Annotated in this window: 22 protein-coding genes; 12 read left to right on the top strand and 10 right to left on the bottom strand. The window is 59.9% G+C overall.

The window, feature by feature from the left end; all coding sequences use genetic code 11:
- Positions 1 to 52: 52 nt before the first annotated feature.
- On the top strand, positions 53 to 2557 hold the full coding sequence (locus A0251_RS10670) for a membrane dipeptidase (protein WP_062816821.1): 2505 nt from the start codon (positions 53 to 55) through the stop codon (positions 2555 to 2557).
- 32 nt (positions 2558 to 2589) lie between these two features.
- Entirely contained in the window at positions 2590 to 5625 is a 3036-nt protein-coding gene (locus A0251_RS10665) for a parallel beta-helix domain-containing protein (protein WP_082810842.1), read from the top strand.
- Positions 5626 to 5853: 228 nt separating this feature from the next.
- Here the strand turns inward: A0251_RS10665 and A0251_RS10660 are convergent, their stop codons facing one another.
- Positions 5854 to 6468, bottom strand: a complete 615-nt coding sequence (locus A0251_RS10660) for a lysophospholipid acyltransferase family protein (RefSeq protein ID WP_231874212.1) — start codon at positions 6466 to 6468, stop codon at positions 5854 to 5856.
- Between the two features lie 99 nt (positions 6469 to 6567).
- Between A0251_RS10660 and A0251_RS10655 the strand changes: the two genes are divergently transcribed.
- The 10 genes from A0251_RS10655 (at position 6568) to A0251_RS10610 (ending at position 17727) form a co-directional block, all read left to right on the top strand.
- On the top strand, positions 6568 to 7065 hold the full coding sequence (locus tag A0251_RS10655; protein WP_062816820.1) for a M48 family metallopeptidase: 498 nt from the start codon (positions 6568 to 6570) through the stop codon (positions 7063 to 7065).
- A 313-nt stretch (positions 7066 to 7378) separates the two neighbouring features.
- Entirely contained in the window at positions 7379 to 10123 is a 2745-nt protein-coding gene (gene acnA, locus A0251_RS10650; RefSeq protein WP_062816819.1) for an aconitate hydratase AcnA, read from the top strand.
- A 464-nt stretch (positions 10124 to 10587) separates the two neighbouring features.
- Positions 10588 to 10866, top strand: a complete 279-nt coding sequence (locus A0251_RS10645; protein ID WP_062816818.1) for a hypothetical protein — start codon at positions 10588 to 10590, stop codon at positions 10864 to 10866.
- On the top strand, positions 10863 to 11459 hold the full coding sequence (locus A0251_RS10640; RefSeq protein ID WP_062816817.1) for a GNAT family N-acetyltransferase: 597 nt from the start codon (positions 10863 to 10865) through the stop codon (positions 11457 to 11459). Before A0251_RS10645 ends, A0251_RS10640 begins: the two co-directional genes overlap by 4 nt.
- Positions 11460 to 11794: 335 nt before the next feature.
- Positions 11795 to 12790: an AraC family transcriptional regulator gene (locus tag A0251_RS10635; protein ID WP_062816816.1), complete on the top strand. Its 996-nt coding sequence runs from the start codon at positions 11795 to 11797 to the stop codon at positions 12788 to 12790.
- Positions 12791 to 13390: 600 nt separating this feature from the next.
- Entirely contained in the window at positions 13391 to 14272 is an 882-nt protein-coding gene (locus A0251_RS10630; protein ID WP_062816815.1) for a fatty acid desaturase, read from the top strand.
- Between the two features lie 12 nt (positions 14273 to 14284).
- Positions 14285 to 15091: an SDR family oxidoreductase gene (locus A0251_RS10625; RefSeq protein ID WP_062816814.1), complete on the top strand. Its 807-nt coding sequence runs from the start codon at positions 14285 to 14287 to the stop codon at positions 15089 to 15091.
- 86 nt (positions 15092 to 15177) lie between these two features.
- Positions 15178 to 15987 (top strand): SDR family oxidoreductase, encoded by an 810-nt coding sequence (locus A0251_RS10620; protein WP_062816813.1) that lies wholly within the window; start codon positions 15178 to 15180, stop codon positions 15985 to 15987.
- Positions 15988 to 16109: 122 nt separating this feature from the next.
- Positions 16110 to 16688 carry a DUF4334 domain-containing protein gene (locus A0251_RS10615; RefSeq protein ID WP_082810848.1) on the top strand — a complete coding sequence of 193 codons (579 nt, stop codon included), beginning with the start codon at positions 16110 to 16112 and terminating at the stop codon, positions 16686 to 16688.
- A 274-nt stretch (positions 16689 to 16962) separates the two neighbouring features.
- Positions 16963 to 17727, top strand: coding sequence for an NYN domain-containing protein (locus A0251_RS10610; protein WP_062816812.1), 765 nt, complete (start codon positions 16963 to 16965; stop codon positions 17725 to 17727).
- Between the two features lie 120 nt (positions 17728 to 17847).
- On the opposite strand, the gene A0251_RS10605 is transcribed toward A0251_RS10610, so the two are convergent.
- The 9 genes from A0251_RS10605 to A0251_RS10565 all read right to left on the bottom strand — a co-directional run bounded on the left by A0251_RS10605 (position 17848) and on the right by A0251_RS10565 (position 26011).
- Complete coding sequence (locus A0251_RS10605; RefSeq protein ID WP_062816811.1) at positions 17848 to 19137, bottom strand: TRAP transporter large permease; 1290 nt, start codon at positions 19135 to 19137, stop codon at positions 17848 to 17850.
- Entirely contained in the window at positions 19134 to 19580 is a 447-nt protein-coding gene (locus A0251_RS10600) for a TRAP transporter small permease (RefSeq protein ID WP_231865993.1), read from the bottom strand. Before A0251_RS10600 ends, A0251_RS10605 begins: the two co-directional genes overlap by 4 nt.
- Positions 19581 to 19639: 59 nt before the next feature.
- Positions 19640 to 20629, bottom strand: coding sequence for a TRAP transporter substrate-binding protein DctP (dctP, locus tag A0251_RS10595; RefSeq protein ID WP_062816809.1), 990 nt, complete (start codon positions 20627 to 20629; stop codon positions 19640 to 19642).
- An 8-nt stretch (positions 20630 to 20637) separates the two neighbouring features.
- Positions 20638 to 21489, bottom strand: coding sequence for a TRAP transporter TatT component family protein (locus A0251_RS10590; RefSeq protein WP_062816808.1), 852 nt, complete (start codon positions 21487 to 21489; stop codon positions 20638 to 20640).
- A gap of 72 nt (positions 21490 to 21561) precedes the next feature.
- Positions 21562 to 22383, bottom strand: coding sequence for a rhomboid family intramembrane serine protease (locus A0251_RS10585; protein ID WP_062816807.1), 822 nt, complete (start codon positions 22381 to 22383; stop codon positions 21562 to 21564).
- Positions 22374 to 23417 carry an aminopeptidase gene (locus A0251_RS10580; protein ID WP_062816806.1) on the bottom strand — a complete coding sequence of 348 codons (1044 nt, stop codon included), beginning with the start codon at positions 23415 to 23417 and terminating at the stop codon, positions 22374 to 22376. The genes A0251_RS10585 and A0251_RS10580 overlap by 10 nt, the downstream gene beginning before the upstream one ends.
- A gap of 9 nt (positions 23418 to 23426) precedes the next feature.
- Complete coding sequence (gene yeiP, locus A0251_RS10575; RefSeq protein WP_062816805.1) at positions 23427 to 23993, bottom strand: elongation factor P-like protein YeiP; 567 nt, start codon at positions 23991 to 23993, stop codon at positions 23427 to 23429.
- A 209-nt stretch (positions 23994 to 24202) separates the two neighbouring features.
- Positions 24203 to 24988 carry a 1-acyl-sn-glycerol-3-phosphate acyltransferase gene (locus tag A0251_RS10570; RefSeq protein WP_062816804.1) on the bottom strand — a complete coding sequence of 262 codons (786 nt, stop codon included), beginning with the start codon at positions 24986 to 24988 and terminating at the stop codon, positions 24203 to 24205.
- A gap of 168 nt (positions 24989 to 25156) precedes the next feature.
- Complete coding sequence (locus A0251_RS10565; protein ID WP_062816803.1) at positions 25157 to 26011, bottom strand: GNAT family N-acetyltransferase; 855 nt, start codon at positions 26009 to 26011, stop codon at positions 25157 to 25159.
- Positions 26012 to 26118 lie beyond the last annotated feature (107 nt).

The following is a 26118-nucleotide window of genomic DNA, read 5'->3' as shown; positions in this document are numbered from 1 at the left end:
TATAACAACAACGGGCGTCCCAACATGCGAGGACCGCCATAAGGGGTTAGCCATGCTACAACTGACCCGGGCTTCGGCCCTGACCACTTCTGCGTTGCCGTGCTCACTGCTGCTGGCCGCCAGCCTTCTGGCCGGCTGTGGCGGCGGGAGCTCCTCCTCCAGCACTGCCGCCGAGCAACCACGCCAACCCGGCACCGACAATCCGGCCCCCACACCGGAACCCGGCCCGGACCCGGAGCCTGCGCCTGAGCCGGAACCCCTCAATCGCTACCAATTTGCCAATGGCTGCTACACCCTGAACAGCGATGGCCGTTTCCTGCAGGCCAACACCGCCAACAGCGATTACGGCCTGACAACCGACCCCGCCCAGGCCACCGCCTTTACCCTCAAACCCACCGATCTGGGCCGCTATCTGCTGGTGTCGGATTACCAGCGCACCACTGGCAGCGCCGGACAGAAACAGCTGCTCGGTATCAGCGACCCGGCCGGCGAGTTACTGGATCAGGGCGGCAACTTCGTTGGTGAACTGAGCTATCTGGTAGCCGGCCTGGGCGACACCCTCAATCTGGTACTGGACCCGGTGGCCCCCCTGGGGGGCCTGCTGCGGGAATTGGGGGAAAGCCTGGAAGGCATCGGCAACAATCTGGGCGACACCACCCTGCGTCCATCTCTGGCCATGGTCTCCGATGCCAATGATCTGGCGGTATGGAATCTCTCTCCCAGTGAGGGCGACAGTTTCTCGCTGGCCTCCCAGGTCACCGGTCTGCTGCTGACCGCCGGCGATAATGGGTTGACCCTGACCTCCCCCAGCCTGGAAAACGCCGACACCCGTTTCGTGCTCAACGATGCCGAGGGTTGCAGCGGCTACCCGGAAGCCGAGCTGGGCGCCACCGTGGCCGACAGCGGACCGGCCATTTATCTGAAAGAGGTGGAGCGCTTCCGCGACACTCCCGGCATCGATAACGACGACGTGTTCGGCTACGTGGATGCCCACAGCCATATTTCCGCCTACGAATTCATCGGCGGCCGGGTCAACTACGGCGACCCCTTCCACAAATTCGGTGTCGATCACGCCCTCCGCGACTGTCAGGAAAACCATGGGCCCCAGGGCCTCACTGGCCTGGTGGAACAGGTCACCAGCAGCCCGGGCCCCCACGAGACCCGCGGCTGGCCGGATTTTCCCTTCTGGCCCCGCAACGACTCCCTGCAACACCACCAGAGTTACTACAAGTGGATCGAGCGGGCCCACCTGTCCGGCCTGAAAATTCTGGTCAACCACCTGGTGCATAACGAAATCCTCTGCCAGATCAATCCGCAGAAGCAGAACGATTGCGACACCGTGGCCGCCATCGAGCAGCAGGCGGAACTGATGCATCGCATGGAAGACTACATCGACGCCCAGCAGGGCGGCCCCGGCGAGGGCTGGTTCCGCATCGTGACCAGCGCCAGCGAAGCTCGCCAGGTGATCGGCGACGGCAAGATGGCCGTGATCCTCGGCGTGGAAGCGTCCAAAGCCCTCAACTGCGGGGAGTTCCTGGGCGTGGCCGAATGCAGCCGCGAGGAAATTGTGGAGCGGCTGGACCGCCTCTATGCCATGGATGTGCGCAGCCTGTTCCCGGTACACAAATTCGATAACGCCTTCGGCGGCCACCTGCCGGATCTGTCCGATGGCATCGGCATTGGTGCTGTCCTGTACGGCGGCAACCTGCTGGAAACCGGCCACCTGGTGGAATTCGAAGAATGTCCGGATCACAACCATGATCATGACCACGCAGTGAACGACAGCCCCCTCGCCGACCCGCTACAACCCTACGGCATCTTTGAGCAATTGCTGTTCCAGCTGGATTACCTGGGTGAACGCTTTCCGGCCAGCCCGGAAGAGGTGGCAGAGCTGGACCCACGTCGTGGCACCGACCATCTGTGTAATACCCGCGGCCTTACCGACCTGGGTTTCTTCCTGATCGAAGAACTGGCCAAGCGCGGCATGATGATCGAAACCGACCACATCAGCCGCAAGGCCGCCACCCAGATTCTCGACCTGACCGCGCCGCGCGGCTACCCGGTAATCAACAGCCATGGCAGCTGGGGCGGCACCGAAACCCTGCGTGACCGGGTCGCTGCCCAGGGGGGCATCAGCGCCTCCTTCGGCAGTGTTCGCGACGACTGGGTGGACCAGCTAACCCGCGACGGGAATCGCCCGCGCCCGGACAGCTACAAGGTAGGCCCCTTCGGCGGCGCCCCCTTTGCTTCTGACGTGAACGGTATCGCCGCCCTGGCCGGCAACCCGGGCACCCCGGATCAGGAAGACAGCCTGTACCCGTTCACCTCTGTGGATGGTCGCGTGGTGTTCGACAAGCAAGTCACCGGTGACCACGCCTTCAGCCTCTATGAGGGGCGCGGCGTCGCACACTACGGCCTCTACCCGGACCAGATCGCCGACATGGTCGCTCATAGCGACCGGCCGCCGGAACAGATCGACGATGCCATCAACCAGTTATTTACCTCGGCGGAAGCCTACCTGCGCATGTGGGAACGGCTTGAACAGGCGGCACGGTAACGCCGCCACATAACAAGACTTTGGGGAATACCATGAAAACGCTAACAGCCCGCTCTCTCTTTCTGCTGTTACTGGCCACCACCGTCATCTCTGGCTGCGGTGGCGGCAGCAGCGACCCGGTCAACACCCCCACCGCCAACACCGGTAATGACAACGGTGGCGATGGGGACAGTGACGCTGATAATGGCGATGACAACGACAATGATGACGGGGACACCGGCACGCCGCCCACCGGCGACGGTCGCACCTTCATCATTTCTCCCGGCGACAATGCCACCGAAGACATGGTCAATGCCATGATCCAGTTGCGCCCCGGCGATACCCTGCAGTTCGACTGCGGCTATTTCGATCTGGACCAGGGGCTCCTGATCCAGGCCACCGAAGATGTGCTGATCAAAGGCTGTGGTAAAGACGAGACCGTGTTGTCATTCAAGGACAGCGCCAACGTCACCGGCCTGGAAGCCTTGAACATTCGCGGCATTACCGTGGAAGACCTGACCATCCTGGATTCCCCCGGTGACGCCTTCAAACTCAAGGGCGTGAAATGGGGTACCCTGCGCAATGTGCGCGCCATGTGGTCTGGCGGCGGCGAGCCGGTCACCGCCGACAACTACGAAGACCGTCTGCATGTGGCATGCACCAAGCCGCCCTTCAACGAAGGGGACCCCGCCCCGGATTACGTGCCCAGCGCGGCCAGTGGCCGCTATGGCATCTACCCGGTGGAATCGGAAAACATTCTGGTGGAAGGCAGTGAATCCGTGGGCGCGTCCGATGCCGGCATCTACGTGGGGCAGACCAACACCGCCATCATTCGCGACAGCCGTGCTGTCTATAACGTGATGGGTTTTGAAATCGAGAATGTACAAGGCGGCGAATACGACAACAACGTGGCCGAGTGTAATACCGGCGGTTTCCTGATCTACGATCTGGAAAACATCACCCAGTACGGCGACACCTCGGTGATGCTCAACAATCTGGCCCGCAACAACAATACCTACAACTTCGCCCAGAGCGGGCTGGTGTCTGCAGTGCCGCGGGGCACCGGTTTTATCACGCTCGGCTATGACAATATCGAGGTGTTCAACAACACCTTTGAAGACCACAGCACCGCCGCCATCATTTACACCAGCTATGAGCTGATCGATGGCAAGGGCAAGACCGCAGACAAGAAACTGGACCCCTATACCGAAGGCCTCCACATCCACAACAACGTGATGAAAAACTCCGGGTACGATCTGCCACCGCCGGATCTGGAGAAAGTGGCCAACGGGGAAGTGGAAAGCGTGCTGCCCACCCTGATCGGCCTGAAGAACCTGCCCACCATCAACGATCCCACCCAGCTGCTGGGCAGCCTGGAGAATATTCTCAACCTGGGTAAAGGCGCCCACATTGTCTGGGACGGTCTGCGCGACGAGCTGGATGCGGACTGCCCCTATCCGGTGGACAGCAACGGGGATCCGGTGCCCATGGACAGCAACGGCAAACCCCTGCACACCAATGAGCACCCCAATCCGAGCTGTCATTACAACGCCTACAAGTTCGATGAGAACAATGAACGCATCCAGCCCACCTGGGGATCCTGTATCCGCGATAACGACTTTTCCGAGGACAGCGAACCCTATCTGAACTTCCACGGCACTGACGGCCTGGAACTGGTGCTCGCCCTGGCTGAGCAGGACCTGTCCATTCTCTCACCCGGCGGCCTGCTGGATGCACTGGAAGGGCTGCTCAACATGCCCTCGGACAGAAACTTGTCGGATCATGATTGCCAGGCCCGTTTCGGCAAACTGCTGCCGTCACTCCCACGGGTAGAGATTCCCCCCTTCGAGCCCAGCGGCGATTTTGATCCGGCCCCGCCGCAGGAAGTGGTAGACGAACTCTGTAACGCCGAGGTGGACAGCGGTGAAATCAATCGCGATGCCCTGGCGGTGAACTGCCCGCGACTGGAACAGTACAACCTGTTTGCCGACGCCACCGATCCACGCAGTCTGCCCAACGAAGGTGGTGTGCCCTATGTCCTGAACACCAAACTGTTCTCCGACTACGCCACCAAATACCGGGTCGCCTTCGTCCCCCCCGGTACCAAGGCGGTCTACCGGGACGGCCAGGACGGCAGTAACCCCAATGGCGGTATCCACTTCCCCACCGGCACCGTGCTGGCCAAGACCTTCGCATTCACCGATGAGGCCAACGGCGATGAAACCCTGGTGGAAACCCGCCTGTTGATCAAGCGGGTCAGTAGCAGCGGCAAACCCTTCTGGGAAGGCCTGCCCTACATCTGGGGCGAAGAGGATGGCCAACCGGTGGCCCGTCTGACCATGGGCGGGGGTAGTACCGCCGCCAGCTGGCATTATCGCGACAGCGACTCCGGTGCCCTGCTCACCGGCAGCACTGACAACTATTCCGTGCCCAACGCCAACCAGTGCATCACCTGTCATGGCAACGACGACCAGGCCGGCGGCAGCGCCCCCATTGGTCCCAAGCCACGCAACCTGAACCGTGCCTACAAGCCGGAATCCGCCTTCATGGGCAACACCGGCCAGGCGGGCTTCCCGCGCATCAACCAGCTTCAGTACTGGACCGATGTGGGCATCCTCAGCGGCACCCCGGAGTTGCAGATCAGCAACGGCGTCGCCACTAACATTGAGCGACTGCCGCACTGGAACGTGCCCGGCGACAGCGGCAAGACGGCCAACTCCGATGCGGATATTGAAAGTCGGGTCAAAGCCTATCTGGAAGTGAACTGCCAGCACTGTCACAACGACAAGGGCGCCGCCTCCAACACGGGCTACTACCTGGATCATTTCCGTGAAGTGGACGCCAGCTATGGCATCTGCAAGAAACCCACCGCCACCGGCGGCGGCTCCTGCGGTCGCCAGCATGTGGTGGTACCTGGCAGCGCAAACAGTTCCATCGTTTCCTGCCGCCTGGCCGCGGAAAACGACCCGCAACGGATGATGCCCCCCATCGCCCGCAGCGTGGCCCACGACGAAGCCACTGCCCTGCTGGATCAGTGGATCAATCAGGTAGTGGATAGCAGCTACACCAACGGCAGCGCCTGCAACTAGCGCTGCACCTTTCCCCCTCCCTCCTCCCCTTGTCTCCGGGAGGAGTGTTTGGCCCCTCCCCGCAAGGGGAGGGTTTTTATTTTTTAAACCTGCCAGGGCAGCATCACCACTGCCGCTGGAGCCTTGCTCGCAAGGCGAAGAATGTCAGAACTTCCCGGGTATTCGCCTTGCGAGCAAGGCTCCAACGGGAGAGAGTGACAGGGAAACCCGTCACCGGGTGCGCGGCGATTAACGCCGCTCGCGGAGGGCTTTCAGGGGTGCCGACAATTTATCCGGATGACGGGGGTGAATGGACGCATAGCACTCAAAAATTTCCGCCATATCCTTTTCCACATCCCCACAGGGTTCAATCACCCGGGCAAAGGTAATCTCTTTTTTCTGGTAGTCCGCTGTGGCCAACACGATAGGCACACCGGCCTGCTCGGCGATGCGGTAGAAGCCGGTTTTCCATTGTGTGGCTCCACCCCGGGTGCCTTCCGGCGCCACCACCATGACCAGCTTGTCACGACTGTTGAACTGCGCCACGGTCTGCTCCACGACCCCGCCGGCCTTGTGGCGGGCAATGGGCAACGCTCCCATCCAGCGCAGCATTGACCCAAACGGCCCCTTGAAGGCGCTATCCTTGATCATCACGTGAGCATCCAGCCCCAGCTGCATCATCGCCGCCAGGGTATAGATGCCATCCCAGTTTGACGTATGCGGCCCACCGATGATGACTGCCTTGGGCAATGCCGGCATCGGATTGGTCACCCGCCAGCCTGCCAGGCGCAAAAAGCCACCGGCCAGCCACCGGGAGAAGGCATTGCCGCGACGGGGATAATCAGAGTCCTGGGGTGACGACATGGGATTGTCCATTGCAAAGAGAGCGGCGATCATACCCACTCGGCAGAATAAGAGCATTGGCACTAACGCCCAACGTTTCCAGGAAGCGATAACCGGCCCATGAACCCCCTGCAGTACCTGACCGGCTACCCCACCCAGATCCAGCAGCAGGCCCAAACCCTGGTGGAGCGGGGGCAGCTGGGTGATTATCTGCAACAGCGCTACCCGGACAAGCATGATATTCAGGGCGACAAGGCCCTGTTCCAGTATGCCAACAGCCTCAAGCAACAATTTCTGCGCAAGGCGCCGCCGCTGGGCAAGGTCCATTACGACGCCAAGCTGAAAACACTCAGCCAGGCATTGGGTATGCACACCCGGCAAACCCGTGTTCACGGCAGCAAACTGCGCAGCCATAACAGCGTGCGCATTGCCAGCCAGTTCAAGGCAGCACCGGAAGCCTTTCTGCGGATGATCGTGGTCCACGAACTGGCCCACTTCAAGGAAACGGAGCATAACAAGGCGTTTTACCAGCTCTGCTCGCACATGGCACCGGACTACCACCAGCTTGAGCTGGACACCCGCCTCTGGCTGCTCTGGCAGGACACCGGCAACGGCTGACATCCCTGCCGGGATCAACGCCGGCAGGGGTTCCTTCCGCCCTCCTTACCCAGGCCCACCCGCTGCTCGCAACCTCAAAACCCCTTTATTCAACAAGCTGTTACATTCCAGACCCCGGATAGCGCCAAAGACCCTGGCCGGCAGTTTCATGTCCCCACCATAAGGGCGTAGTATGAAATGACTTAACGTCATAACGCAGGGTCATCAGTGCCTCGGTTTGTGGCATTGCGATATGGATCCTGCGCCAGTGTTCCCGCTGGTGGCCGCTCTATCCATCAGTGCGGGACTCCAACCAGAGCCCAGGAGGTGTGTAGTGACACGGATTGGCCAGGACACCCTTAACAGCAAGAAAACGCTGGAAGCCAACGGCAAGACCTATCATTACTTCGATATCAATACGGTCGCCGACAAGGGCTGGGGTGATCTCAGCAAGCTCCCTTTCTCCCTCAAAGTCCTTCTCGAAAACCTGCTCCGTTTTGAAGACGGCGACAGCGTCACCAGCGCCGACGTGGAAGCCGTGATGCGCTGGCTGGAGAACAAACGTTCCGACAAGGAAATCAACTACCGTCCGGCCCGGGTGCTGATGCAGGACTTTACCGGGGTCCCCGGCGTGGTCGATCTGGCCGCCATGCGCGACGCCATCCACAAGGCCGGCGGGGATCCTTCCCGCATCAATCCGCTGACACCGGTGGATCTGGTCATCGACCATTCGGTAATGGTGGACAAGTTTGGCAATCCGCAGGCCTTTGAAGACAACGTGGAGATTGAATACCAGCGTAACCGGGAGCGTTATCAGTTCCTGCGCTGGGGCCAGAAAGCCTTCAACAACTTCCGGGTGGTGCCACCGGGCACCGGCATCTGTCACCAGGTGAACCTGGAATACCTGGCCAAGGGGGTCTGGTCCTCCGAAAGCGATGACGGCAACACCTACGCCTACCCGGACACGCTGGTGGGCACCGACTCCCACACCACCATGATCAACGGCCTGGGCGTACTGGGCTGGGGTGTGGGTGGTATCGAGGCAGAGGCCGCCATGCTTGGCCAGCCCATTGCCATGCTGATTCCCGAGGTGATCGGCTTCAAGATCAGCGGTAAGCTGCGCGAAGGGATTACGGCCACGGATCTGGTGCTCACCGTCACCGAGATGCTGCGTCGCCGCGGCGTAGTGGGCAAGTTCGTGGAGTTCTTCGGCGACGGTCTGGCCGACCTGACCCTGGCCGACCGGGCCACCATCGCCAACATGGCACCGGAGTATGGTGCTACCTGCGGCTTCTTCCCCATTGATGAGCGCACCACCGAATACATGGAGCTGTCTGGCCGTGATGCGGACACCATTGCCCTGGTGGAAGCCTACTGCAAGGCCCAGGGCCTGTGGCGCTCCAGCGCCGATCCGGACCCGGAGTTCACCGATGTGCTGGAACTGGATCTGGGCGATGTGGTGCCCAGCCTGGCCGGCCCCAAACGGCCCCAGGACCGGGTACCGCTCACAGCGGTGAAACGCACCTTCATTGATGTGGTCACCGAGACCCTCAAGCTCAACGACGACGAAATCAGCACGCTGGAAGGAGAAGGCGGCCAGACTGCCGTGGGCAACCATGAACCCAGTGGCGGCCAGGTACCAGTGGTGATCGACGGCCAGAAGCACTTCATGAGCCACGGTGACGTGGTGATTGCGGCCATCACCTCCTGCACCAACACCTCCAACCCCAGCGTCATGCTGGCCGCCGGGCTGGTGGCAAAGAAAGCCGCCGAGAAAGGCATGAACCGCAAGCCCTGGGTGAAAACGTCGCTGGCCCCGGGCTCCAAGGTGGTGACCGATTACCTGGATGTGACCGGCCTGCAGAAACCCCTCAACGATATCGGTTTCGATCTGGTGGGTTACGGCTGCACCACCTGTATCGGCAACTCCGGCCCGTTGCCGGAGGCAATCGACAAGGCGATCAGTGATGGCGATCTGGTAGTGGCCTCGGTGCTCTCCGGCAACCGGAACTTCGAAGGCCGGGTCCACCAGAGCGTTCGCACCAACTGGCTGGCCTCCCCGCCGCTGGTGGTGGCCTACGCCCTGGCCGGCACGGTGAAGATCGATCTGGACAAGGACCCTATCGGCAAGGACAAGGACGGCCAGCCGGTGTACCTGAAAGATATCTGGCCCAGCTCCGAGGAAATCCAGAATGAGCTGGTGAAGATCAACAACAGCATGTTCCGTAGCCAGTACGCCAGCGTCTTTGAAGGCGACGAGGTCTGGCAGAGCCTGCCAATCCCGGACTCCGAAACCTACGACTGGGATAGCAGCTCCACCTACATTCAGAACCCGCCGTTCTTCGACGGGCTGACCAAGCAGGTGGACGATGTGCAGCCGGTGAAGGATGCCCGCATCCTGGCATTGCTGGGCGATTCCATCACCACCGACCACATCTCCCCCGCCGGGGCCATCAAGGCGGACTCTCCCGCCGGGCATTACCTGCAGGGGCATGACGTGGAACCCCTGGACTTCAACTCCTACGGCTCGCGCCGGGGCAACCACGAGGTGATGATGCGTGGCACCTTCGCCAATATCCGCATCCGCAACGAGATGACGCCGGATATCGAAGGCGGCTTTACCAAACACCTGCCCGGTGGCGAGGAGATCTCTATCTACGGCGCCGCCATGCGCTACCAGAAGGAAGGCGTCCCCACCGTCGTGGTGGCCGGCAAGGAATACGGCACCGGCTCCAGCCGCGACTGGGCCGCCAAGGGCACCAACCTGCTGGGCGTAAAAGCGGTGATCGCGGAAAGCTACGAGCGCATTCACCGCTCCAACCTGATCGGCATGGGCGTGTTGCCACTGCAATTCCCGGAAGGCACCGACCGCAAGACGTTGAACCTGGATGGCACGGAAGAGGTGGATATCCCGGACCTGGGCAATGACCTGAAGCCCAGCGACACCGTCACCGTGGTATTCCGCAAGGATGGCAAGGAACAGAAGGTGGACGCCCTCTCCCGCCTGGATACCGCCGCCGAAGTGGAGTACTACAAGAACGGCGGCATCCTGCACTATGTGCTGCGGCAAATGATGTAGGAGAAACCGCAAGCGACAAGCTGCAACGCAGGCTGAACGCGTTGCTTGCTCTCACCCAGGAGGCCGCGCCCGAACACCGGACGCGGCCTCCTGCATTTTTGGCCCCACCGTAGGGTGCACTGAGCCTCGGGCGAACTGCACCGATCTTCCCCCGCCCCGCAAGAGCACCGCTTGAGGTGCGAACCGAGCGTCGCGAGGCGACAAGGGGAGGAAGTCCGCCCTCCGTTCTTTCCGGAATGACCTGTCTAGGATTGAAATGCCTGATCGCCCTGCGGGCGATTTCCGCGCAAGCGCGGTTCGCCATGCAAGCATAGCTCCCACAGCGGCTTCGTAGAGAACACGGATTTCGTGGTAACTCCTTGGCCTCTCCCTATCCAGCCAGCGTAGCTCGTAGCTAGCCCTCCCCCTTCCCGCCCGCTTTTTGCTATGCTGACTCCCCTTCACGGCCAGTTTGGGGGAAGTCCGTGCGTTACCTGTTTGCTGCCATCGCGCTGATCCTGTCCAGCATCTTGTTTGCCGAACAGGACAGCAACGCCCGTCTGCTCACGGAAGAGGAGCGTGACGCTCGCCTGCGCGAACAGCAGGAGCTGTCAGAGCGGGCGGCAGAATTACAGGAGCGGCAGGCCACTGCGCAGCAACTTCTCCGTCAGCAAGACCAATACCTGGATGCCCTACAGCAGGAAATCCAGGCACTGAAAAAACAATCCGAAGAGGCAGATGACACTGCCCGGGCAGAGCAATGATGTTGCAATGGCTACGCCAGCTTTTTCACCGCACCCCCGTTCAACCGGAGGCCCCGGCCCACTCCGCCGCTCAGCCTGCGCCGGAACCCGCTCCCCGCGCGTCGGAGCCGTATCCCATCGCGGCCCTCATGCCCTTCCAGATACGCCCCCTGGACAGCAAGGACATGGCCGAGCTGCTGGGCGTATTCCGCGAAGCCATCCAGGTCAGTGCGGCAGCGGATTACGACCAGCAACAACGGGATGCCTGGAGCCAGGCCCAGAACTACGACAGCCTGATCTCGGTACTCAGCGAGGGCGACACCGTGGTGGCGGAATGGGATGACAAGCTGGTGGGGTTTGCCCACCGAATCCGCGATTACATCAACATGGTCTTCGTCCATCCGGAGGCCTCCCGAGTGGGCATCGCCACCCTGCTCTACCAGCACCTGGAAGACGGCGCCCGCATCGAAGGCATCACCGAGCTGACCACCCACGCCAGCCTCACCGCCCATGATTTCTTTGCCTACATGGGCTTTACCAGCGAAGGTCAGGAACAGGCGGAACGCGATGGCATCCCGCTGACTCGCCATGCCATGCGAAAGTCGCTGGTCTGAACCCCGCCTCAACTTTTCTTATTGATCGAAAAATCTGATCACACCCCTCAATACAGTCTTCTGTGTTTCATTCTGGCCTGTCGCTAATCTGTGATTGTTGGAAAGCGTCATGCCTTTCCAGACAGACATCCCTGCGTTGATTCTGTGATACCCGAACCCGTGAGGGTTCATGCTTCCCCCCCTTAGGCCGTCACCCCTGACGCCCGTTTTTTGTCCACTACGCTCAGCCTTGCCATGGACCGCGCGGTTGTGTCATTGCCTGCCGGAAATCCAGGTGCGACTATCTGAGTGTTCCCGATTCCCCGTGATCACCGCCGCACAGGACCTGCTCGACCATGACCCCGGACCTGGCATTGACCTACTGCCGCATGATCGCCCAGACCCTGGGCCTGGACGATACTGGCCTGACAGCGCTGGTGCGAGGAACCGGGATTGATGAGGAAACGCTACTACACAGCGACGGGTTTATTGACTGGGATGGAACCCGGCAATTGATTGCCAATGCCCATCAACTCACCGACCATCCGGATATTGCCCTGCAATCCGGCCTGCGCGCCCTGCCTGCCATGCATGGCCCCTTGGGCATGGCAGCCATGGCAAGCCCGACGCTGCGCGACGCCATGCGGCTGTTTGCACGCTTTAATAATACTCGCACCCGCATCTTCAACACGGTGATGGAAGAAACGCCGGAACGCATCACTTTACGTTTGGTATTTGCCTATCCACATGACAGCGCCATCCGTTTTCTTACCGAATCAGCGATGGCCTCTTCCTACGCCTGCTATGTAATGTTGCGCGGCCAGCCACTGAATGACGGTTGCGTGTATTTCAACTATCCCGCTCCGCCTTGGGCCGACGCCTATCCGCAGGTTTTTCGTGGAATGGATATTGTCTTCGATGCGCCTGACGCTGCACTCAGCTTGCCCGCCAGTTACGGCGATGAAGCTCTCCACAGTCACGACAGGGATCTGCTTTGGGTCGCCATCCGACAGTGCGAGGTTCGCCAGGAAACATTGCGCAAACAGGGAACGCTTAGCGACAGAGTGCTATCCCTGCTTCACCAGGAACCCGGCAAGGCGACTCTGGAAAGCATCGCCGATCAGTTACACATGAGCCCACGCACTCTGATCCGCAAACTCAAGCAGGAAAACACCCGCTTCCAGCAATTGCTGGATCAGACCCTCAGTCGCCGAGCCGCTCAGTTACTCAGCCTGCCCCACTATACCGTCGCTGCCGTTGCCGAAGATCTGGGTTACACCGATGTGGCCAGCTTCAGACGCGCTTTTCAACGCTGGTTCGGCACCAGCCCCAGCCGTTTCCGCCAGCAATAACCCCAAACGACAATGAGTCCTGCAAGGCGATATCAAAAGATCTAGGTCAGTAGCCCCCCTGTCATACACCGCTTAGCGAGACACTGTTTTGCCGACACCGCTCACTGTTGCAGCGTATGGCCAGAAGCGCTCAGCGTAGATTGTCACTTTCCATCCCCATCTTGTCGGTATCCGCGCTCTCCTGCGCCCAGCATTCCAGTGACACTGGTCACCCAGTAAACGAGGAAACATGGGAAATGTATCGCGGAGAACACCAGGGCTGACTGGCCGCGGGTTCTGAGGCCCTGAAGATCTCGCAAGCACTGGCAGGGTGAACCGTCGCCGGCATTCTGGGTTATCTGGGGTGCATCGCACAGATCCTGGCTCGAAAAGCATGCAAACCCTCTCACCGTGAACATTCAGGCAACGGTATTAACGGGCTCCCCGTCCTGAGGCCGTAAACCCTTCTCTGTCTGATGTTCCCCTTTCCGGGCGGCAGTAGCCGCCCGTTTTTTTATTCCGCGCATTGGCACTTTTTATCCCCCGATTGGCAATTTCCGCGCTTATGTTGCCATCCCGAAAAGTAAACACTCTGTATTGGACCTATTCAGGAGAGCGCCCATGACAAATACAACTGGCAGACAACAAGATGACCTCAAGACGCTGGCCCGGCTAAAGCTATCCCCCAGGATTGCCTGGCCCACCGTGGCTATCCTGGTGGCTTCCCATGCCGCCAACATTCTTGCCTGGACAATGGTACTTAGTGGCCAGTGGCCGGCCTGGGTCGGGCTGATCATTGTCAGCATCTCCGGCTATGCAATATTTACCCCGGCACATGAAGCGATTCACCGATGCGCCGCTCAAAAGCCGGAACACAACGACCTGATTCTCTCCATCGCCACGTTTTTAGCGGTACCGTTCGGCAAGGGCACACTGTTTCGCTTGATGCATATGCGTCACCACCGCTTTACCAATGACCCGGAAAAGGATCCGGATCACTGGATGGCCAGCAGTCTGTGGACCATGCCACTGTGGGGATTCTGGCCTTTCTTCTATCTGATCAACTACCTGCGCAAACCGGAGGTGTTACCCAATGTGGACCCCTCGGAAATCAAGCGCGAGTTGGCGGTGGCTGGTCTGGCACTCACTGCCCTCGTCCTGTGGCGCCCTTATGAAGCGCTGATGTTATGGCTACTGCCCACCTACATTGCGTTCTTTCTGATGTGTCTGGTGTTTATGGTGCTGCCCCACTATCCGCATACCGCTCGTCAGGACGACGATCCCAATGCCACCGCCCTGATGCGAATGGGCAAGGAATGGTTCCTGACACCGATCCTGATGTATCAGAACTACCACCTGATGCATCACCTCTACCCCACCATGCCGTTCTATCGCTACGGCAAGGCCTGGAAAGCCCGCGAGCAATACCATCGTGAGCACTCCAGCAACATGATTATCCGCCCGTTCCAGCTTGGCCCGGACGACAACACCGGCAACGCCTGACAGGAGAGTCCCATGACAAGAACTGTTCTGATTACCGGCGGCGCCGGCGGCATTGGCCGGGAATTCTGCAAGCTTTTCAACGCGGACGGCTACCGCATCATCGTTTTCAGCCTGCTGCAGGATGAGCTGGATGCATTGGGTCATGACCTGAAAGCACAGCGCAACGATGTGGACTACCGAGGGGTGCAAATGGACCTGTCTCAGCCCTGCGCCGCCGAAGAGATCATGCAGTGGCTGGACCAGGAAAAGATCGAGCTGGACGTACTGGTCAACAACGTGGGTTTCGGCATGATGGGCGAGCACGTGGAGCAGGACAGCAAGAAGCTGGAGCGCATGCTCACCCTGAACAACATCCTGCTCAGCAAGCTGTGCATGCTGGTGGGCGAGACAATGAAAGCCCGTGGCAGGGGCAAGATCATGAATATCGGCTCCCTGGCCGGCTTCTGCCCCATGCCCTTCTTCGCCGCCTATAGTGCCAGCAAGGCGTTCGTGATCAATTTCAGCGCCTCTCTGCACGAAGAGCTGAAACCCTACGGCGTGCAGGTCACCTGCTTCTGTCCCAGCACCACCAAAACCGCCTTCCTGGACACCGCCCAGAGCAAACACACCTCTTCCAGCGGCATCAGGGAGTTTGTGTCTGCCCAAATCGCTACCCCGGAAGACGTGGCCAGAGCCGGCTATGCGGCCCTCAAAAGGGGAAAACGCTACGCCCTGCCCGGCCTGTCCGTGACCTTGCAAAGCCTGTTTATCCGCATGATGCCCCTTGGCGCCATGGCCAATCTTGTTCACAAGAAATCGGTGAAGGCCGTTGACCGTTAACAGGCATTTTCAGGATCAGCAGGCCCTGTATACGGGGACGCGAATTTCCTTGCAAAGATGGTTTAAAAAATTGTCAGGAGGCTCTTATGAGTCAATGTTTTAGTGAAAATCTCCTGGCCGGCAAAGTGGCATTCGTTGCGGGCGGTACTCGAGGGATTAATTTGGGTATCGCAAAAGCGTTTGCGTGCGCTGGTGCCCGGGTTGCAGTGATTGGTCGAGATGCGGAAAGGGCGGCGGCTGCCCAGGCCGACATTGAGCAGGCTTCAGGCGAAAGTGCGCTGGGTATGTCCTGCGACGTGCGAGATTATGCAGCGGTTGAGACAGCCATAAAAACCACGGCAGAGGCCTTCGGCAAGATTGATATATTGGTATCCGGCGCGGCAGGTAACTTTTTCTCACCCATTGTGGGGTTATCTGCGAATGCGTTTAAAACCGTCGTCGATATCGACCTTATTGGTACATTTAACGTTTTCAGGGCCAGCTTCGACTATCTCACCAAACCCGGCGCCTCTCTGATAGCCATCACAGCAGGCCAGGCGGAACATGCCGTCCCCTTCCAGGCCCATGCTGCGGCGGCTAAAGCCGGGGTCAACATGCTGACGAAAACCCTTGCCGTCGAGTGGGGACCCGCTGGAGTGAGAGCGAATCTTATTGCGCCGGGGGGCATAGAAGGAACCGAAGGAGTGAAATACCTATCGAGCTCTCAAGATGGCCTTGACGAAGCGATCGGCCGGGTTCCTGCCAGACGACTTGGCACGGTAACGGAGATCGCCGATACGGCCGTTTTCCTCTGTAGTGAGGCCGCCAGTTACATTACCGGGCAGGTTATTTATGTGGATGGTGGTACGTTGACAGGAAATGGCGCTTACGATTGTTTGCGTCCATTAAAGCGCTAGGGAATCGCTGAATCCTCCGCGCCTTGCACGTTTTGAATGTTTATTCCGCTTATGCCGTGGAGTGGAATGGCAGTGATGACTTGAAACTGCGGTCCATCACTTTTCACCTTCAGGAGTTCATCATGAATGCGTCACAGGCAGATCAGAACGACATGAAAGTACGCAGTTTTGCGACAGCAACGCAAGTCGACCGGGTTCCCCCTGAAGATGCGCTGGCCATTTTTGATGCGCTGGAACCTGTTGAGACGAACTTCATGATCGGCGCCTGGAAAGGTGAAGGTTTCGAGACCGGCCATACCATGGATGGAATGCTGGAACGTTGCCATTGGCACGGCAAACGTTTTGAAAGCCTGGAACATGTGCATCCACTGGTATTTCGCAAGGTGTCCGGGACATTGACCTCGGTGAGGCCGTTACTGGTTATGCCAGGCATGGGCCTGCTGGAAAAGATGCCATTCCTCAAGTCGCGCGTTGTCGGCAAGTTGTTCCAGTGGACTCTGCCGCTGCTGTCCGGCCGCAAGTCCGCCGCTCGCCTGCGCATGACGACCTACCGGGGCAAACCCTCTGCCACCATGATTTACGATAACCTGCCCATTAATGATGTTTTCCGGAAGGTAGACGACAACACGGTACTCGGCATCATGGATCTGAAAGGCACCAAAGAACCCTTTTTCTTTGTACTGCGTCGCGACAACGCCTGAGATTTTCTGCTCATGCCATCTGGGGGATCGGGGATGTCTGCGGGAGGACTGCTCCGGGAGCGATGACTGTTGCTTAAGCGGTTCGCTTTGCGAGCAAAGCTCCAACGGGCAATGGCATAGCAGGGGGAGTCTTTATCGAACGTGAGCCCCGAAGTGAATCACCTTGCTTGCTCCCACAAGGGGGCAAGCATAGCGCCTACAGCGGTCCATCCGCGCCTGTCCCCTCCCCGCCGAATCCGTTATGTTGGGGCATCCCACGCAAAAGGAATGCATCATGGCAGGCAGCAACATGGGCACGGACTCTTCACCGGTCAGCAGCACCTCACTGGCAGTCCTTATCGACGCGGACAACACGCCACCGAAAATCGTCGACGGCCTGTTCGAGGAAATTGCCAAATTCGGCACGGCCAGTGTCAAGCGTATCTACGGCGACTGGACCAAGCCCAATCTGGGCGGCTGGAAAAACGTGCTGCTGAAGCACTCCGTACAGCCGATCCAGCAGTTCGCCTATACCCAGGGCAAAAACGCCACGGACTGCAGCATGATTATCGATGCCATGGATCTGCTGTATACGAAACAATTGTCCGGGTTCTGCCTGGTATCCAGTGACAGCGATTTCACCCGTCTGGCAGCTCGATTGCGCGAGGAAGGGCAGACCGTTTATGGCTTCGGGGAACGCAAAACTCCCGGGCCCTTTGTGGCCGCCTGTGACAAGTTCATCTATACCGAAGTATTGCGTTCGGACCACGCTCCGCAGGACACCGCCGGCAAAGCCGAGGAGCCGGCTCCCAGCGACCCGGTCAGCAAGGAACCGCCACCGCTGCAACTGATTGCCAACGTGATTGACGATATTTCCGACGAAGACGATTGGGCCAACCTGGGCACCGTGGGCCAGCACCTGAGCAAGCGCAAACCGGATTTCGACACCCGCCTGTTCGGCCACAAGAAACTCAGCGACATGATCCGCGCTTACCCCAAGTGGTTCCAGATACAGAAAGGACAAGGCAAGAGCATTCAGGTAAAGACGCTACGGAAGTGATGCCAGCCCCCTTCACGGAGACTCCCACGCTGGCTACACCTACCGTAGGGTGCACTCTTTGGTTAACGGAAAGCCGCTTCGCGCCTCAAGAGGCGCTCCTACAGCGGCTTCGTCGATAGGTTAGCGCACCAGCCAAAGACTGAGCTGCGGAATATAGGTAATCATCAACAAGGCAATGATCAACACCACCATGAAAGGCAACGTGGCCGCAAACAGCTCGGTGACTTTCTTCTTGAACCGGTAGCTGGCGATGAACAGATTCATGCCCACCGGCGGGGTGATGTAGCCGATCTGCATGTTGGCCACAAAGATAATCCCCAGGTGCACCGGATCGATGCCGTAGCGCAACGCCACCGGCAGGATCAGGGGCACCATGATCACCAGCGCCGCGAAGATATCCAGCAACGCCCCCAGCAACAGCAGCAGGATGTTGAGCAGGATCAGGAAGGTGATCTTGCTCTCCACGTGGGTCTGGATCAGGGTGAACAGCTTCTCCGGCACCCCGGCGTAAACCAGGTAATCGGTGAAGGCCAGGGCCACCGCCAGAATCAGCAGGATGCCGCCCACCATGATCATGGAATCACGCATGATGCCTGGCAGCCGGCGAAGGGAAATTTCCCGGTACAGGAACACTTCCGCCACCAGCACATACAGCGCCGTCACCGCCGCCGCCTCACTGATTACCAGAAAGCCGGAGAAGATCCCGCCCAGCACCACCAGCGGCAGCGGCAGCTCCCAGCGGGCCTCCCAGAGCGCATCCACCAGTTCACGGAAATCGAAACTCTGACGTGGAACCTCGGTGCCACGCGTCGCCCACACACAATAGCCGTACATCAGCACAACCATCAGCAGCGCCGGCACTAGGCCGGCCAGATACAAGTCGACGATTTCTACCGACGGCATATCCAGCTGCTGGGACATCTGCTGGGCAATAATGCCGTAGATCAGCAGCGGCACGGAGGGCACCAGCAGCAGGCCCAGGCTACCGGAAGACGTCACCAGGCCCAGGCTGAATTTTTCCGGGTAATTGCCTTTCACCAGTGCCGGCAACAACAACGCCCCCAGCGCCACGATGGTGACCCCGGACCCGCCGGTAAGGGCGGTAAAGAAGGCGCAGGCGATCAGCGACACAAAGGCCATGCCGCCCGGCATCCAGCCGAAGGCCGCCTGGCTCAGTCGCAGCATGCGGTCGGCGGTTTTCGATTCGCTGAGCAAAAAGCCGGCAAAGGTGAACAGCGGCAGCGCCATCAGCACCACCGAATTACTGAGCTGATAGATATCGATATGCAGCACCGACATTTCGATGCCCAAGGTATAAAAGCCCAGGGCTGCGGCACCGAGAATAATCGCAAACAGGGGAGCGCCCATCAGCGCCAGCAGTACCAGCAGGAGAATGGCAACGGGGATCATGGCACCGGCTCCTGCATCTTCGGCCGCTTACCCAGCAACCCCAGCGCAAACAGCACCACGTAGCGCACGGCCATCACCGAGAACCCCACCGGGATAATGCTCTGCAGTAGCCAGCTCGGCACATTCGCAAAGGCCGCGCCGGCGTAGTCGTATTCCTCGATCACAAACCCCACGCTGTACCAGGCCACCAGCACACAGATAAAGGCGGTGAACAGATCCACGAAGGTGGTCAGGAAGGGGTGATATTTCTCCGGCAGCAGCGACGAGGCCACATCGATGCGGATGTGCTCATCATTGCGGGAAGCGATCATGGCACCGAGCAAGCCGATCCACAGCACCGCGTTCTGCAGCAGTGGCTCGATCCACACCAGACTGGTACCAAAGAAATTCCGCAGCACGATCTGCGCCACCGCCAGCAGCACCATAAACAAAAGGACGGCCACGATCAGGCCGTCCTCGATTTGGTGAAGGGTACGGTGGAGCCTGTGTAGCAAGGCCGCCATCACTGCCCTTCGCGCTGTTGGGCCAGAATGCTGTTAAGCCGGTCCAGCATGTCCTGGGAAATCTCCCCTTCTTCCACCAGTTCAGCGGTGGCACGCTTGGCGTAGTCGCGCCATTCTGCCAGCTGCTCCGGGGACGGCTCGACCACTTCCAGGCCTTGCTGTTTGACGGCCTGGAAAGCGCTCAGGTTTTCCTGGCGGCTTTCCGCATCCAGCCTGGCGAAGGTGCTGTCCAGCACCTGGCGCACCACCTGCTGGTCCTCGGCGCTGAGACGCTTGAAGAACTTTTCGTGGATACCCAGGGTGCCGAAGGTGTACAGCAGCGGCATGTCGGTCAGATAGTTCACCCGGGAATACCACTGCAGGGTCAGGGCTGCCACCGGCGGTGCTGCGAAGGCATTGACCGCCCCGGTCTGCAGGGAGGTCAGCACCGAGCCAATATTCAGCATGATCGGCGACAGCTCGAAGGCCTTGGCCGCCTTGGCGGAGCCTTCATCGTTGGCCGGCAACCACAGTTTCTGGTCACGCAGGTCGGTGATGCTCTTTACCGGATTTTCCGACATCACGTAGGCAAAGCCGCCATCGATCAGGCCGAAGCTGACCCAGCCGCCCTCTTCCAGGCCCTGCTTGATCACCGGGTCCAGCTCGGCACGCACCGCGTCCACTTCGTCGTAGTTGTTGAAGGCCAGCGGCACGTTGAGAATCTGGCTGTCCTTGTAGGCGGAGGCAAAGGCGCCGCCCTGGGCCACCTGGCCGTGGAGCTGACCGATGCGAATCTTGCGCTGTACCGCGCGGTCATCGCCCATGACGCCACCGGGATACACTTTCAGCTTCACACGCCCGTCGGTCTTCTCGGCGATTTCCTTCCCCGCCTCTTTCAGGCCGGTGACGATGGTGGTGCCATCCGGGTACAGGGTGGAGATTTTCAGGGTGTTGGCGGCCGAAGCCCAGACCGGCAACAACGCGACCAGAATCGTGGCAAGACGCAGCATAAGTACTCCTAGAAATAATCGTCAGCGTCGGCGAGCAGGGCTTCGGCCTGCTCCTGCGCATAGGTATTCTGCAGGGTCAGACCATGCACCTGCGGATCAGCGGCGAGGACATCCTCGAGCAGGCTATCATGCAGCTCACGGTCAAACACCAAACGGGCATACTTTTCGGCATAAAGCACCGGGGCCAGCAGGTTCTGGCCCTCTGACAGGGTCATGGCCTGTTCAAAATGGGCCCTGGCCTGGTCCGGCTTGCCTCCCAGGGACGCGGGCAGGATGCTGCTCAGTACCCCCAGGTACATGTGCGCCTGGCCATACTGGTAGCCCTCATCCAGAGCCACTACACGCTCCATGATGGCTTCCACGCGGCCAAGCTCGGCCACCGCATTCCAGTCGCTGGTGTTTTGCTGAATATACCCGGCCCAGGCACTGCCCAGGGTGAACAGCATGGGCACATCGCCCTTGTCAGCGTCTTCCAGCAGTGCCTCGAACTCGGGCACGGACAGCGCACGCAGTTCGCAGTAATCATCATCATGGGCACAGGCGGAACGGAAGGCATAACCCAGCGCCTTGTCGCTGAGCTTGCGGGCCCGTTTCGGGTCTTCCACAAACAGGCCCGCATAGGCGCCATAAAGGTCTGCCCCGCTGGCCAGCATGGAAGCGCTGTCGGGCCAGTTTTCGATCAGGCCGTCTACCATCAACAGATAGGTGGGCAGGCCCTCGGCCACCAGCTCGAGATCATTGTTGTTCAATACCCCATAGGGCAGGTTGTCGTCGATGCTGGCCAGGGAACAGCCCTGCAAGGAAACGACCGCTGCAACTAGGAGAGAGGGAACCAACCCGGGTAGGACGCGCCACTGCATAGGTCGCCGATATCCTTTCATTATTGTGACTGATTGTTTTGGCTGTCTTTATAGCAGTACGACCGGGGTAACTCAAACGGCCCCGGCCCCCTGTGCCCGGCGCCAGAGACCGAAACCGGCCCCCAGCAGACAACCGCTGACCAGCCCCGCCAGATGCGCCGCATTGGCCACCACACTGGAGAGCCCCACAAAACAGATCACCATCCACGCCAGCATGAAGATGACAATTTCCCGGCGCAGGGGGTAACCGGATTGGGGATTCACCTTGCCGTAAATCCACAGATAGCCAAGCAGTCCGTACACCACCCCGGACAAACCACCGAACATGGGGCCGGTATGGAAAAACTGGGCCACATTGGCGGTGATGCCGGTGACCAGGGTAACCAGCACCAGCTGGCCACTGGACTGGAAGCGCTCGATCAGGCGCCCCAGGTCCGACCACCAGAGCAGATTGAACAGCAGATGCAGCAGGGAAAAGTGCAGCAGCATGGGGGTCACAAGCCGCCAGGGCTGGCTTTCCAGCCCCTCCAGCGCCGCCGGGAACAGCAGCGCCCGGTAGACACCATCGCCCATCAGGTACGGGGTCAGATACACCAACACGCTGACAATCAGCACGATGCGGGTGACCCAGCCCAGGCTGGCAAACCAGCCCCCGGACATGAGTGGTTGGGGCCGGCCGGTGAGGGGCTCCACCGGCTGGCGACCCTGCTGATGCCTGAGATCGGCAATCAGCTCTTCCAGCAAGGCCTTGGCAGGGTTGTACTGGGCCGGATCCTGCAGGTCGATAATCTGCTCACCGCCCTCTTCCCGGCGCACTACCGAAAAGCCGTTCCGCTTGAGGGTGTGCTCAAACAGCTCGGCCAGTTCCGGTTGCGGGGTGCGGATCAGTTCCATGTGAGTTCCTTGAGGGTCTCGGTACGTTGCAGGCTATCCAGCTCAGCCAGGGTTTCCACCTGCTGCCAGAAACAGTCCCAGTCCCGCCGGCATTGTTCCAGCAGGCGGGCAAAAGCCGGCACATAATCATTGTAGTCACTGACACCGTTTAGCTGGGCATTGTTCAACGGCCCGTCAAAGTACCCCTGATAACCGGCCAGGGCCGGCAGGCTCTGTTGCTCGCGGGCAAAGCGCTCCCGGGCCTGCTGCTGGATGCGGGCTTTCTCGAGGGCCATGACCGCCTCGTCCTGCTCGCTGGCATACAGCTGCTTGAGCGCCTCACGGGTATCGGTGACGATGGCCAGAAAAGCCTGGCGAACCTGCTCACGACGCTGCCAGAAATTGGCCGGCAACGGCGTACCGGTGGCGGCAAAGAAATCCACCGCGCCCTCACGACCCACCAGGGTGGCCAGGGATTCATTGAAACGGGTGTCGTTCTTGATATACAGGCGGCGGTGGGCCAGCTCGTGGATCAACAGTTCCGCCAGGGCCGGCTCAGAGCGTTGCAGCATGGGCGAGGTCAACGGATCGGCAAACCAGCCGAGGGTGGAATAGGCAATAGCACCGCCCACGTAGGTATCCAGCCCTTGTTCGCTGAGGCGTGCGGCCGCCTTTTCCGCCGCCGGGCGCTGGAAATACCCCCGGTAGCTGACACAGCCAATCAGCGGGTAACACCAGGTTTTGGGCGTCAGTGACCAGGCCGGTGCCGCCAGCACATTCCACACCACGGCGTCCTGCTCCAGGGCCACGTACTGGTGATAGACATCCTCGGCGGGCAGCGCCAAATTGTCCCCGGCAAAGCGTACCACCTGCTGGCTGAACAGCAGGGAATGGGCAATCTGTGGAGGGGTTTGGGGGTCCGCCAGCACCGCCTCCAGGGGTTCACGCTGGCCCATCAGCGACAAATGTCCTTTGGCGGCCTGGCTGTAATAGCCAAGCTGGCAACCGGCAAGCAGCGTCATAGCCGCCAGCGTGACACCCCGTAATACCCTCATGATCCGGGATCAGGCCCGGGACATGAATTTGCGCTCAGCGGTGTTCACCCGCACCTTTTCCCCTTCCACGATATATTCCGGCACCTGCACCACCAGCCCGGTATTCAGGGTGGCCGGCTTGGTGCGTGCGGAAGCAGAGGCCGCTTTCATGGCCGGGGCGGTCTCGGTGACTTCCAGCACCACCGACGCAGGCAGCTCCAGGCCGATCACCGCATCGTCCACCCGCAGCGCCAGCAGACCTTCGGTGTTTTCAGTAATAAAGGCCAACTCGTCGGCAATGTCCTCGGCCTTGAGCAGGTACTGTGAGAAATCCTCGTTATCCATGAAGATGTAATCATCCCCATCCACATAGGAAAACTGCACCGGCCGGCGCAGGAGTTCCACGGTGGTTACCTCATCATCCCCCTTGTAGCGTTCTTCAAACTTGGGTCCACCGCCCACCGCACTGGCTTTCACCCGATACAAGGTCGCCGCCCCCCGGGCCGAGGGCGACTGCACCTCGATCTGGCGAATAGCGTAAAGGGTACCATTGGCTTCGATAACGTCGGATTTCTTCAGATCGCTGGCGCGGGTCATGGCAGGGCAATGTCCTTGTGAATAAAAAGACATGGTATCCGAGCTTAAAGGTGTGGCGCCAGATAACAGGGATGAGGAATACAGTTGACAGTGGACAGTTGATAGTTGACAGCCAAAAGAAGGAAAACTCTTCTCTGTTTGGAACCGCACCCAAATGCTAAGCGCGGCCTCAAGCATTGAAAACAAGGACAAAAATCAACCGCGAGCTGTCAACTGTCCACTATCAACTGCTCTGCCACTTTCCCCCACGCCGCCTCACAAATCCCCTTCCGGTCCGTGCCCTGAGCCGATACCGGTTCGCAGAAATGCAGGCGCACGCGGATGCGGTTGCGTAGCAGCATGGCCCACAGGTGATGGTGGAATTCGTCGTCGCCGATGAAGGCCATGGCGGCGTCCGGGGCGCCGCTGTCGTCCAGGTAGCGCACCGCCAGGGGTTGTACCGGCACATCGGCCATCAACGGCGCATCGAACAGCTGCGGAAAGAAACGGCGCAGGCCGGTGCCATCGGTGGTGGTGCCTTCCGGGAATACCAGCACGGTGTGGCCCAGCTTCAGGCGGTCGGCGATTTCCCGGGCCTTGCGGCTGGACTCACCGCTGCCCCGTTTGATGAACAGGGTGCCCATGGCACGGGCCAGGGTGCCAATCAACGGCCAGTCCCCCACTTCCGCCTTGGACAGGAAATACAGGTGACGCTGGCTGGCGATCAACGGGATATCCAGCCAGGACACATGGTTGCTGACCAGAAATACCGGAGCATCGACCGGGCTTCCGGTGACGGTGAGCTCCACGCCGAGGATACCCAGAAAACGACGGCACCAGCGCTGTTTGGCCGCCAGCACCACGGGGCGGTAAGGCGACCAGAAAGCCCCCAGCAGAAAGGCCAACACAAAGCCCCACAGCAGATAAAGCACGATGCGGGCAACCCGGAACATCCTGCGCAGTTGCGGCCAGAGGCCGCTGCCCTCATAAGGACTGACGCTGACGCTATCGTTCATTGCTTTCCAGAGTCATAAGCGTTTGCCTCCCAGATCAGACGCCCCAAAACCGTTGGACCTTTGCTCGCAAAGCGAAGGTTTCAGTAAGCACCAAGTGCTTCCCCCTCATTCGCCATGCAAGCATGGCTCCAACGGCCTGGACCGGACGCTATTTCTATACGATGCCCCTCAAACCGCTTGGGCGGGCTGCAAGAAATGCTGCACATAACGGGCGGGCAGATCATCCACCGCCATCAACACGAAGAAATCCAGGCAATTGAAATCCGGGTCCCAGCAGGGCTCGCCGCAGACCCGGGCCCCCATGCGCAGGTAGGCCTTGAGCAACGGCGGCATTTTCACGTTGTCGTCGTCGGCACTGCCCGGCAGCCGCTCCAGGCGCAGGTGCGGCTGGACCCGCAGCGTGGCATCACTCAGGTGGCGCTGACTGATGCGCCGCTGAATGGCGGCAACATTGTAGCCCTCGCTCAGGGCAATGCTGGCGCAGCCCAGCAGGTAACGCACATCGTTTTCGAGCATGTACTGGGCCAGCCGGGCCCACAGCACGGTAATTACCGCGCCACCACGATGGGCGGGATGAATACATGTGCGGCCAATCTCTGCTACCCGGCCATCCAGATGACGCAGCATGGACAAATCAAACTCGCCGCTGGAATAGAAACCGCCGGTGCGGTGCAGGCGCTCACCGGGCAGCACCCGGGTGTAACCCACGATCTCACCGCTGTGGTTGTCGCGTACCACCAGATGCAGACAGTGTTTATCAAAGCGATCCCGGTCCAGTCCGAAAGGCGCGCTGAAGCTGGCACCATATTCCTGGGAGAAAATACGGTAGCGCAAACGCTGGACCTTGATGATTTCCCGTCGGGAGCGGGTGAAGTAGGCACTGAAGCGCCCGGCATTTTCCGCATCCGCCGCCATGTCCCGGGGGAAACGGAGAATATCGGCAGTGGCCGTAAACGGCTTGGTCAGGGCCCCTCTTAAGTGGGGGCTCAGTGCTTTGATCTTTCCTGCGGCTTGCGCAAGCATAGTGTACTCCACTGGCAGTTTCGGGCAGTTTCGCCAGTGGACGTGGCACAGTAGTGACGTTTGAGTGACAGTTGTGCGACAAGGTTAAAAGCAATTAATAGTTAATA

Origin of the sequence: Alcanivorax sp. NBRC 102024 (assembly GCF_001602235.1) — a bacterium.
Lineage (GTDB): Bacteria > Pseudomonadota > Gammaproteobacteria > Pseudomonadales > Alcanivoracaceae > Alcanivorax.
Note: the sequence above shows the minus strand (reverse complement) of the source record. Positions and strands in the feature narration are given on the sequence as shown.

Coding starts and splice junctions, on each gene's coding strand:
- A0251_RS10585 (WP_062816807.1), bottom strand. CDS start 22,383: ATGGAACTGATCCGCACCCCGCAACCGGAACTGGCCGAGCTGTTTGAG.
- A0251_RS10635 (WP_062816816.1), top strand. CDS start 11,795: ATGACCCCGGACCTGGCATTGACCTACTGCCGCATGATCGCCCAGACC.
- A0251_RS10615 (WP_082810848.1), top strand. CDS start 16,110: ATGAATGCGTCACAGGCAGATCAGAACGACATGAAAGTACGCAGTTTT.
- A0251_RS10620 (WP_062816813.1), top strand. CDS start 15,178: ATGAGTCAATGTTTTAGTGAAAATCTCCTGGCCGGCAAAGTGGCATTC.
- A0251_RS10630 (WP_062816815.1), top strand. CDS start 13,391: ATGACAAATACAACTGGCAGACAACAAGATGACCTCAAGACGCTGGCC.
- A0251_RS10625 (WP_062816814.1), top strand. CDS start 14,285: ATGACAAGAACTGTTCTGATTACCGGCGGCGCCGGCGGCATTGGCCGG.
- A0251_RS10610 (WP_062816812.1), top strand. CDS start 16,963: ATGGCAGGCAGCAACATGGGCACGGACTCTTCACCGGTCAGCAGCACC.
- A0251_RS10670 (WP_062816821.1), top strand. CDS start 53: ATGCTACAACTGACCCGGGCTTCGGCCCTGACCACTTCTGCGTTGCCG.
- yeiP (WP_062816805.1), bottom strand. CDS start 23,993: ATGACCCGCGCCAGCGATCTGAAGAAATCCGACGTTATCGAAGCCAAT.
- A0251_RS10660 (WP_231874212.1), bottom strand. CDS start 6,468: ATGTCGTCACCCCAGGACTCTGATTATCCCCGTCGCGGCAATGCCTTC.
- A0251_RS10580 (WP_062816806.1), bottom strand. CDS start 23,417: ATGAGGGTATTACGGGGTGTCACGCTGGCGGCTATGACGCTGCTTGCC.
- A0251_RS10665 (WP_082810842.1), top strand. CDS start 2,590: ATGAAAACGCTAACAGCCCGCTCTCTCTTTCTGCTGTTACTGGCCACC.
- A0251_RS10590 (WP_062816808.1), bottom strand. CDS start 21,489: ATGCAGTGGCGCGTCCTACCCGGGTTGGTTCCCTCTCTCCTAGTTGCA.
- A0251_RS10605 (WP_062816811.1), bottom strand. CDS start 19,137: ATGATCCCCGTTGCCATTCTCCTGCTGGTACTGCTGGCGCTGATGGGC.
- dctP (WP_062816809.1), bottom strand. CDS start 20,629: ATGCTGCGTCTTGCCACGATTCTGGTCGCGTTGTTGCCGGTCTGGGCT.
- A0251_RS10655 (WP_062816820.1), top strand. CDS start 6,568: ATGAACCCCCTGCAGTACCTGACCGGCTACCCCACCCAGATCCAGCAG.
- A0251_RS10570 (WP_062816804.1), bottom strand. CDS start 24,988: ATGAACGATAGCGTCAGCGTCAGTCCTTATGAGGGCAGCGGCCTCTGG.
- A0251_RS10640 (WP_062816817.1), top strand. CDS start 10,863: ATGATGTTGCAATGGCTACGCCAGCTTTTTCACCGCACCCCCGTTCAA.
- A0251_RS10565 (WP_062816803.1), bottom strand. CDS start 26,011: ATGCTTGCGCAAGCCGCAGGAAAGATCAAAGCACTGAGCCCCCACTTA.